Source organism: Pseudovibrio sp. W74 (assembly GCF_001623085.1).
Classification (GTDB): domain Bacteria; phylum Pseudomonadota; class Alphaproteobacteria; order Rhizobiales; family Stappiaceae; genus Pseudovibrio.
Genome location: NZ_LMCJ01000005.1, coordinates 72,913 through 84,109 on the forward strand (window position 1 = coordinate 72,913; position 11,197 = coordinate 84,109).

Annotated in this window: 4 protein-coding genes; all 4 read left to right on the forward strand. The window is 48.0% G+C overall.

Annotated features, from left to right (window positions below):
* The first annotated feature begins 762 nt into the window (after positions 1–762).
* Complete coding sequence (locus PsW74_RS04385) at positions 763–5,595, forward strand: hypothetical protein (RefSeq protein WP_063290096.1); 4,833 nt, start codon at positions 763–765, stop codon at positions 5,593–5,595.
* A gap of 78 nt (positions 5,596–5,673) precedes the next feature.
* Positions 5,674–7,617 (forward strand): hypothetical protein, encoded by a 1,944-nt coding sequence (locus PsW74_RS04390; protein WP_063290095.1) that lies wholly within the window; start codon positions 5,674–5,676, stop codon positions 7,615–7,617.
* A gap of 91 nt (positions 7,618–7,708) precedes the next feature.
* A complete protein-coding gene (locus tag PsW74_RS04395; RefSeq protein WP_063290169.1) occupies positions 7,709–9,547 on the forward strand; it encodes a type I secretion system permease/ATPase in 1,839 nt (612 codons plus the stop codon).
* Positions 9,548–9,575: 28 nt separating this feature from the next.
* The gene (locus PsW74_RS04400; RefSeq protein ID WP_208987833.1) at positions 9,576–10,916 is read left to right on the forward strand and encodes an HlyD family type I secretion periplasmic adaptor subunit; all 1,341 of its coding nucleotides are present in this window, start codon (positions 9,576–9,578) and stop codon (positions 10,914–10,916) included.
* Positions 10,917–11,197: the final 281 nt, after the last annotated feature.

An 11,197-nucleotide genomic window follows, 5' to 3' on the forward strand; every position in this document is an offset into this window, starting at 1 on the left:
GGCGTTCTTTTATTAGTCGTCAAAGTTTGGTTATAAACTTATAACTTTTACACTCAAACAGTGTTTTAGCTACCTTGAGAATTCACTGCATATTACATAGGTCACCGAAAACCTATTTCTTGATCAGGTTGCTATGTGATTTAGATGACACTGTCATTATTGAGACCAATAAACACTTCCCTGTTAGGAGTGCTTAGTTGTTTTTTAGTAATATTTAAAACACTAATTTGCGAATACTAACGTTAACTCGCTATTAATATCCTAGATTGTCATAGTAATTATTATCTAGTTCAATTGAATGTATTGTTGATTATTACCAGATATTACTCTTGGTTTGTCTGTTTTTTAGGCCGTGGTATAGCTTCCGCCGCTTCCAAGAGGAATATTCTTTCTTCTTTACTGGAGGTTTTGTTTGGAGGAATGGAGTCTATTCGTTTTAGCAAGAGCATTTAGTTAGTAATTTAGCCAGAATTCCAGAACCAGCGCATATTTTATCGGTTACTTCGTTTTCTGAAGCCGACGTGTTGTTTAGCGTACAGATTTTACATTTGTGCGATCTGGAATCTTGTGTCCAAATTCGGGGTTATCCGAGTTTACAAGCCATTTGCTTGTTCTGATCTTTGATCAAAAAGCTAAATCGAAAAGACATCCTTCAAATCATGGAATGAAACATTTTTTCAATCCTCAGGAGAACCTGTGGCAACCAGCTGACGCAAATGATCGGCTTCTTGCAGGGCAGTTCTCCGAATATTTGGAGACGATATGTCTGGTTACAATCCATTTACTGATGGCACTGATACGCGTATCCGTGCGGAACAGGATAATACGCTCGGTGATAAGGATGTCGTTGAGCACAATGGTGATAGTAGCGCTGAAGTGTTTAATGACGGTTCGTTAGACCAAGAGGTCTTAGTGAACCGTGATGATCTGATTGATACAATCGCACAGGCTGGCGATGGCATTCAGGATATTAACGCTGCACTACAGATTGGCGACGACCTGACCATTGATGCGAGCTCTTCCGCTTCAGCTAATGGCCAGGGTGTTGCGCTTGCCTTTGATCAGGGTATCGCGACCGGTGCGAACCTGCAGAGCAACGATGTCTCCGGCAGTGTAACTGGCGGAAACTTTGATGCGTCGACCGTTGGTGGTGACGGCTCTGGTGTCAATGCGCATCAAGCAGGGGCGGCAGCAGCAGATAACGACACGGATACACTGGTTCGTGCAAACCAATCCAACTACGCGAATGACCTTGATACACTCAATAATGTTACCGTCACGAATGATGGTGATGCTGAGCAACGTGTAAAAGTTAAAGGTGGTGATGCTGATTCTGGTAATGGCATCATTGGTGCTGGACCAACTGATATTGCTGGCTCAAATGTTGGCGTTGGTGATGATGAAAGCATCACTGGTTCTACTGCTGCACAAGCAGATGCATCTGGTCTTGCACGTAGCTTCAACCAGACACTGCAAACTGGTAGCAATGAGCAGGGCAACAATGTTGATCTATCGATCACAGGTTCAGATGTAGATGTTTCTGGTGCTGGTGGATCTGGTGCTCAAGCTGTTGTCGGTGGGACTGACTACACTTCTGGTAACTCAGATACCAACACTCGTGGGCGTGTCACTCAGTCAAATGAACTGAATGATGGCGTTGGTGGTGGTTTTGGTGGTGGCAACATTGACGGTGCTATTGCAAATCCTGAAGTTGCCAATCTTGATGACTCTTTGCAGGTTGTTAAAGCCAAAGCAGGTAATGCATCTAGTGATGATGGCATCAATTCAATTGACCATATCGGATCTTCTGCATCTGTTGGTGGTGACGGAAGCGTAAGCGGTAGTGCTGTCGCATCTGCTTCAGCAAGTGCTGTTGGCGTTGGTTTCCAACAAGACATTTCTGCAGGCAGCAATGCCCAGGGTAACTCTGCAAGTCTTGACATTACAGGTACTGGTGTTGGCCAGGCAACCTCTGGTGAAGATGACGCGACTGCTGGTATTCAGGTCAGTGCCGATTGGAATTCATCTATTAATGAATCTGAAACAGGCACAAATGCTCGCTTTAACCAGTCTAACGAAGCTTACGATGCCGATGCAGTTCTAGAGCCAAGCCTTCATAATGACGGGCATTCCACTCAGAAGATTGAAGCCTACGGTGACGATGCGACCGCTGGTGACGGTATTGACATGAACGGTGGCCGTCTAGGTGCGGAACACGTAGTCGATGATGGTTCCATCACTGGTTCGACGCTTGCCAAGTCTGACGCTTTGGGTGTTGCCGCAAGCTTTGAACAGAAAGTCAGCACTGGTGGCAACTCACAAAGTAATGCCTCTGAGTTAGGTGTAACTGGAGCAAATCAGGTTACTGCTTCTGCTGGTGAGGACGGTGCCACTGCGTCTCTAAATGCTGACAACCCATCAGTTTACGGCGATCACAGAACTGGGACACGCACTGAAAGTAATCAGTCTAACGCGCTTGGCGATAAAGATGAGATTGATGATGCGAATGTTTGGAATGAGCATGACAGTACTCAAACTGTTGATGTAACTGGCGGCATCTCTAATGCTGGTAACGGTATCTCGTTTGATTCTGGTACTTCTGCTGCAGTGCATAGTAACTTTGACATGAGTGGATCTGCTGCGGCTTCTGCAAATGCTCAAGGTGTCGCACAGTCCTTTACGCAATCATTGACCACAGGCGGAAACGCCCAAGGTAACTCTGCTGAAGTCTCTGTGACTGGCGCAGAAATGACGGCCTCGATTGCTGGTGAAGACAATGCTGGTGCTGCTGCAGGCCCTGTTTCGCTTTTGGCTGGCAGAGGTGACACCAACACAAATACCCGATCCTTTCAGTCTCAAGAAAATGAGATGTACGAAGGTGACACTTTGTTCAGCCCTGATGTCATCAACACTGGTGGGGCAGATGCGGTGCAAACCGTCACAGTTGATGCTGGCAGTGCGACCGCAGGCAACGGTATTGAAGCTCTTGGTGGTAATCTCGGTCCTGATACCGTTGGTGATGATAGCTCCATCTCCGGCAGTGCTTCTGCAAGTGCGAATGGTGTAGGCGCTGCGATCAACTTTGGGCAAACACTCAAAACTGGTGGCAATGCTCAATCAAACTCCGTCGATGTCGATATTACTGGTGGTAACAAAGCTGTTGCAGCAGCTGGTGAGAGCGGAGCTACTGCTGGGTCTGAGCCGATTGCACCTGTCGATCATGACACCACAACAACCTCGTGGAGTGATCAGAGCAATCAGCTTGGTGATGTTGATGAAATCGAGCATGCGGACGTCACTAACTGGGGCCATAGCACTCAGAGTGTTGATGTAGACGGTGGAACTGCTTCCTCTGGAGCTGGTATTGTTCAGACTGGTGGTAGCTCAACCAACATTGATGGAAATGAGAGCATCTCAGGCTCCAGTTCAGCATCTGCTGACGCGACAGGTGTTGCTCAGTCCTTCACTCAGACGCAGTTGACAGGTGGTAATGCTCAAAGCAACTCTGCATCTGTTTCTGTCACAGGCGCAGATGTAAATGTTGCTTCTGCTGGTCAGGACGTCGCGGAAGTAAACGGTACTTGGGTTGGAACTACGAACACCGATAGTTTTTCAGGTGGCCTACAAGGTAACACTGCTTACGATGGCGATACCATCTGGGATAGTGATGTTCGTAACTTCCATGATTCCACTCAAGATGTGACTGCTACTGGTGGAACTGCAACTGCTGGTGATGGCATTGCATCCAGTGGGGATGGTCAAATTGGTGCTCAAGGTGCTCCTGGTGTTGCGGAAGACAGCAGCATAAGTGGCCTTTCCAACGCTGGTGCTGATGCTACGGCTTCTGCAGCATCGTTTGAGCAGGTTCTTAGTTCAGGTAGCAATGGACAGAGCAATTCTTACGATGCAAGCATTGTAGGTGCGAACTCTGGCGTTGCTGCATCTGGTGAAGACAATGCAACACTTGGTCAGTTTGGTCAGGCAGCAGCTGCCGGTCAGTCTGATACCGACACAGCAGCTGGTGCGTGGCAGGAAAACACGCTTGGTGACAAGGATACCATTTCTGATGCTGATGTCGTGAATCGCGATATGGTTGATCAGGATGTCTCTGCTTCAGGCGGAACAGCCACAAGTGGTGCTGGCATCAGTGTTGCCGACTGGGATGGAGATGTGGGGGCTGCGAGTGTTGGAGATGACTCTTCCATCACTGGTGTTACGCAAGCAACTGCGGATGCGTCTGCTTCTGCGTCTTCCATGAACCAGAAGCTGTTTTCTGGTGGTAATGCTCAGAGTAATGATCTTGATCTGAGCGTAACTGGTGGAAGCAGTAATGTTCAGTCTGCCGGCGAAGACTCCAACGTAGCATTTGCATCTGTAACTGGTACTGGTCCAGCTAACAACGGCGGTGTAGATTCAACCGACTCCCTCCTCGGCGGGTATCAGAGCAATACCATTTATGATGGTGACAGTATTTCTGATGCGGATGTTGTTAACTACTCTAATGTTGAGCAGGATGTTACCGCAACAGGTGGTACTGCGAGTGCTGGTGTTGGTTCCGGTGGTATTGATGGCACAGATGTGAAGGGTGCGTTGAACGTTGGTGACAATGCATCTCTCACAGGTAAAGCCTTGTCGTCTGCTGATGCTGTTGCGGAAGCCTCAGCATTCAACCAGGTAATATCTACCGGTGGCAATGCGCAGGTAAACTCTGCAGATGTCGAGATTGTTGGAGACAACAAGAATGTCATCTCCGTTGGTGATGACAGTGAGGGTGGGGCTTCGAACTCAATTCGATCCGGTACCGTTGCTGGCAATGCTGACAGCCTTGCCTTGTTCTCACAAAACAACACTGCTGGTGACAACGACCAGATTGATGAAGCCGATGTCGAAAACTTCGATGAGCTAACTCAGACTGTTACGGCAACTGGTGGTGATGCTGACTCTGGTGACGGTATTACCGATCCAGTGAGTTCGTTCGTTGCTAATGGTTCTGTTGGTGATGACTACACTGTAACTGCGGAAGCTGTTGCTTCTGCGGATGCTACGGCGAAGACATCTGCCTTCAACCAGAGCCTGTACTCAGGTGGTAACAAGCAGGTCAACTCGACTGAGCTGGATGTTACAGGTCAGAACGATACGCTTCTCTTCACAGGAGAAGATGACGGTCTGGGTGCATTGGACATCACACCTTCTGGCAGCCCAGATGTTGGTGGCGGCTTTTTTGGCAATCTGGATGCGAATGGCACTGACACCATCTTCGGTGCTGAGCAGGCAAATGCATTGTATGATCAAGATACGATCACCAATGTTGAAGTTCATAACCATGGAACGCTTGATCAGACTATCGTTGCTGATGGTGGTCAGGCCATGTCTGCGGATGGCATTCACGATGCAGAAAGTCTCTTCGACTTCGGTACTGGTGACGATTACAGCGTGACGGCTTCTACGGCTGCGACTGCTGATGCTCTGGGTGTGGCGAATGCCTTTAACCAGACAATTGTCATGGGTGCGAACGTTCAGGCCAATGCTGTTGATGTCAACGTCGTGGGTGGCTCCTCAACCGTGAACGTGGTTGGCGAAGACGACCTTGCATAATCCAAACTAAACAAGACCTGCGCGGAGTGATCCGCGCAGGTTGTTTTATATATCCATATGAAATTGTTAGGATATTTTATGCTGTCGCAGGCTATAAATGAATTGAGCTGGCACTTTATCGGCTACATGAAGATTTTTGATAGTATCGCTACAGCTGAACAGAGCTTTGACGAAGCACGGTTTGCCCAAGACACTATTGTGATTACTCCGGTGGAAGTGGTTTATTCTCGCGGAGGTACCACAGACCTTCCCTATGAAAAATTCTACAGTCTTCCATCGCTGCTGCCAGAGATTGGGACGCTGTCACAAGCCCGTCTCCCTTATTCGGTTGAGACGCTCGGTACTGCTTCTGAGTTTGCTCCACCTTCTGAAGTTGTACTGTTTGAAGAAGGTGCGGGCCCGGACTTGCCGCAAGGTGGAGATAGTGGTCAAACACTGGACTACACGTATACAATCACCTTCACTTATCGTGATATTTATGCGCCGGACATTGAAATCAACCTCGCTCAGGAAAATGCCCTGACGGATGATGATTTGCTTTTGTCCAAGAGTGAGTTCGGGAATGATATTCCTGAGTGGAACTCAGATGAACTGCTGGAGCAACTGCTTGATGTTGCAAGTGACATTGAGCTGGATACGCTCGATCAGATTTTTGATGATGGTGATGCGCAAAGTGCGGCTGATGCCATTGGTGAGATGCTGGTTCAAAGAGTGGAAAATGATGCTCCCAATCCCTCTTTTACAAGTGGCGAAAATATTGGTGAGCTGCCTAAGGATGAGCAGGCCGAAGATGATACCTCTGAGGATGAACAGAACGATAGCAGCTATGTGACGACTGGAGACAATGAGGCGGTCAATGTTGCCTCGATTGTAGACCTGAGTGAGTTGAAATGTTCGACTGTCGTGATGGGGGACTACTACGCCACAAACTCGATCATTCAGAGCAACTTATATTATGGTCCTACAGATCTGCCAGCGGACACTGTCGTCGGTCAGGGACTTGATGAAACGATTGTCTTCAATGATGCCAATGTGACTTCCGAAGGTGAGTACATTATTTCCTCCGCAGTTACCTACAACAATCCCGATTACACCATGAGTGTTGATGTTGTTAGCGGTAATTTTTATGACCTGAATATTGTCAATCAGAAGAACTTTCTTTCCGACGACGACTGCGTTTCATACCAGTTGAACAACAGTGGTTATTATGTTCAGACCGGTGATAACACCCAGGTCAACGCGGCGCAGTTGATTGATAACATTCAGAATTACGATGTGATTGTTGTTCTTGGAAACTACTATGACATCAACTACATCAGTCAGAAAAATATCCTCCTGGATGCCGATTATATTGATGCGACTGGTGCAGCTATCAGTGGGACCGGACGGCACAATGTGCTGACCAATGAAGGTACGATTAAGAATATTGGTGGCGGATCGCTGATGAAGCCGATGACCTCTGAGGTGAACGGTTTGGTGGACGCTATTGATGGTCGAGCAGGGGACTACGAGTATACCGCCTCTTCTGCCACAGGTGGTTTGCCGATCCTGCCGAGCACTGACCTGAAAGTCCTCTACATCACTGGTGATTATTACCAAATCAATGCGATTGAGCAGATCAATGTTCTCTCGGATGCGGACTATGTGAAGATCCATAAAGAACAAGAGGATGATGGTGTTCTCACGCAGGTTATTAATGGTGAGGTCGTTGAAGATGACCAAGAGGGTTATCTGGACACTTCAAGTAACAAGACGAGCAACAAAGCAACTATCATTGATTATGATAGTCAGTCGGGTTTTCAATATTTGGATGGCGAATACTCAGAGGAAGACATTGTTATAAAAGTCAATATCGTTGTCTCTGAAGAAGATGATCTCGAAACAGCATTGAATGGAAATACAGATCTGGTTTCGGAAGTTGTTGCATTTACTGGCAATGACGGTGGTAGCGAAACCGGAACGTCGCCTGCGTTTGTTCCTTATGTGGGTGAGAGTGACATGGTCTCCGATATACTTGTTTGATTTTAATAGGTTTTTATAGAGAGAATATATGTTTAAAGCTCGAGCGACAAAGAATAATAGCCGACAACGTGGGGGCCAAGCGAGCAAAACATTGCAGGTGGATGGTGTTCAACAAGCGCCTGCACATGGAGAAAAGCTTGCCAGCCAAAAGGGTAATTTCGCCTCCAAGAAGAATGGAGGACCCTATGAAGATATTGATTTTCGCAAGTTGATGCAGAATGGATTGGCGCGTGCCAAGGTAAACCTGCTTTATGTTGGTTTCTTTTCGTTTTGCGCCAGTCTTCTGATCCTGTCTGTTCCAATTTACTTATTTCAGATTTCCGACCGTGTTTTGACGAGCCGGAGTGTTGATACTTTGGTGATGCTGACAGCTATTGTTATCGGGCTTGTGCTTGCACATGTGCTGTTGGATATGTTCCGGCGCTTCATGCTCATGCGAGTTGCTGTTGATGTTGAAACACGCCTTGGTGGGCCTGTTTTGAGTGCAGCGGCGCGAGCGTCTCACAACGGCAGTAGTCAGGAATTTCAGGCTCTTTCCGATCTCCAACAACTGCGAAGTTTTCTGACAGGTTCAGTTCTTCTAACCATCATGGACGCACCGGTTGCTCCTATATACCTGTTCGTCGTTTATCTGGTTCATCCGCATCTGGGGATGATTGTGACAACGACCATTCTGTTGCTTCTTGTGCTCGCGCGGATCAACCAGAAGCTGACAGCCGTACCGTTTGGAAAGGCTAATGCATTTTCCTCGCGTGCCAATCTGCAAGCTGAAGCAATGGCGCGGAATGCGCAGGTCATGAATGCGATGGGGATGATCCCGGAAGGGGTGGTTATCTGGGGTAAAGAGACAGCAGAGTCTTTGAAAGCGCAAATAATGGGACAAGACAGAAACGTCCTGATTTCTGCGATCTCAAAATTCATCCGCCTGTCGACACAGATCACGATGTTGGGATGGGGGGCATGGCTTGCACTTTCCAATGAAATAACCGGGGGGATGATTATTGCTGCCTCTATTATTGGTGGTCGTGCGTTGGCTCCGGTTGAAGGCATTATTGATGGTTGGAAGAGCTATGTAGGAGCGAAGAGTGCGTTTGGCCGTATTCAGAAATTGCTCCATACTTCGCCCCTGAATGTACATCGGTTGCGCCTGCCGAATCCTGCTGGGCGGTTGAGTGTTGAGCGCTTGCTGTTTGTTCCGCCGCCCAACAAACGCGTGATCTTAAATGGTCTTTCATTTCAGCTTTCTCCTGGTGAATCTTTGGCAGTGGTTGGTGCCTCGGGATCAGGCAAGAGCACGCTTGGGAAGATGTTGGTTGGTTCCCTTATTCCAACGGCGGGCAATGTGCGCCTTGATATGATGGATCTGCGGAACTGGGATAGCCGGCAGCTGGGCGAAAACATTGGGTATCTGCCACAGGATGTGCAGCTTTTCCCGGGCACAATTAAAGAGAACATCGCTCGCATGAACCGTGAAGCCAAAGATGAAGATGTCTTCAAAGCGGCGCAAATGTCGGACATCCATGAGATGGTTTCTCAGTTTTCTCAAGGTTATGAGACGCAGGTTGCTATGGATGGTGCTCCGCTTTCTGGCGGGCAACGTCAACGTATTGGATTGGCGCGCGCGTTTTACAATAATCCGCGTTTGTTGGTGCTTGATGAGCCCAATTCTAACTTGGATACAATCGGGGAGCAGGCGCTTGCTCAGGCTCTTGAACGTGCAAAGCAAGATGGCATGACTGTTATTGCCATCACGCAACGGCCTGCTTTGCTGCGTTGTGTCGATAAAATCATGATGCTCAAGGATGGGACGGTTGCTGCCTTTGGCAGCCGTGATGAAGTGATGCCATTGATAACTGGTAAGCGACCCGGCATTCCACAACATCAAAATGCGCCGGGGCATAATCTGCCAGCAGCACAACCAGCTGAATAGTTTAAGCTTTTCTTATTTGGTGATTTTTATGTCTACTAGAGCTCTTATACTTGATGGAAGCTGGTATGAGGATGTGCCTCGCACAACTCGCGCGCCCATACTGGCTAGTTTTATCATTATTGCTTTCACATTTGCCGGTTTTGGGTACTGGGCTTCCAGTGCTCCAATGGCAGGGGCTGTCGTCGCCTCAGGCTCCTTTGTTGCCACTGGGCAAAACAAGATTGTTCAGCACTTTGAAGGTGGGATCATCAAGGAAATCCTTGTGAAAGAGGGGGATGTGGTGGCTGCTGGTGCAGTGCTGGTGAAACTTGATGAGACAGCAGCTAAGGCTAACCTTGAGCGCTTGTTGATCCGGCAAGCGCGTCTTCAGGCTATTCAAGCGCGTTTGACGCAAGAGGCCAAAGGCCAGAAGTCATTGGTGCTGCCGAAGGAACTCTTAAGCACTGCGCAGGATGCTAAGATCAAGAGTATCATTTTGAACCAGTTGCTGACCTTCAAAGCTCGAACCCGAAAACTTCAGAGTGAAATTGATATTTTTACTCAAGGTATCAACGCACTAAAGGAGAGGATCCAGGGTGGCCAATCGCAGCTTATTGCTGTGAAGGAGCAGATGGATCTCTTTCAGGAAGAGTTGGATTCCAAACAGAAGATCCTTGGAAAAGGCCTCATTCGGAAATCTGACGTACTTCGCATTCAACGCTCACTGGCCAATCTCAAAGGTGAGGAAGGTCGTATCCTTGCTGAGATTGGAGATGCGACTGAGCGTATCGCCAGAGCAAAGGCGCAAATTGTGAGGGCGGAGAATGAGGCCTCGCAAACTGCTGTAGGAGAGCTTCAGGTCGTTAATGCTGATTTGGATGATGTGAGTGAGCAAATACGTGCTGCGCAAGATGTTCTGCAGCGCGTTGAGATTGTAGCTCCAGTTCGCGGGATTGTTGTTCGGATGCGTTATCACACTGCAGGTGGTGTGGTTGAGAGTGGTAAGGATCTAATGGAAATCCTACCTCTGCAGGATGAGCTTATTATTGAAGCGTCGATCCAAACCACCGAGATTGACAACGTGAAAGAAGGGCAGAAGGCAATGGTTCGCCTGACGGCTTTGAACCAGCGGATTACGCCGATGTTGGACGCAAGGGTCGTATACGTATCAGCTGATGCGTTGCGAAGTGAGGATCCGATGAGCGTTTCTGCTGATGTCTATAAGGCGCGCGTGAAGCTGGATCGTGAGAAAATTCCGACATACCTCAACTTCAAAGCAACGCCGGGCATGCCAGCGGAGGTGTACATCACAACCAGAAACCGCACCTTCTTTGATTACCTTATGGAGCCTGTTCGTGACAGCATGTCGAGAGCCTTCAGGGAGCCTTGATATTGGTCGAGCTCAATAGCTTGTTGCGTTAAGCTGATTCAACCATATGAGCTTTCTGTAGTGCGATGTTTCTTGCTATCAGGTCCAATGCTCAGCAACCTCTACTAAGAATGGTTCAAAGGAGAATGGTGGGCTATACCTTCATTCTTCATGAGACTCACTTTTGTTACTGCACTCTTATTTGTTTAATTGTGCAGGTGCACTAGCTTTAAGTGAGTGTATGTGGATCTATATTCACAACTGTTTAGTGCAATTTGAAGAAAATTTTTTATTGTGTTCTC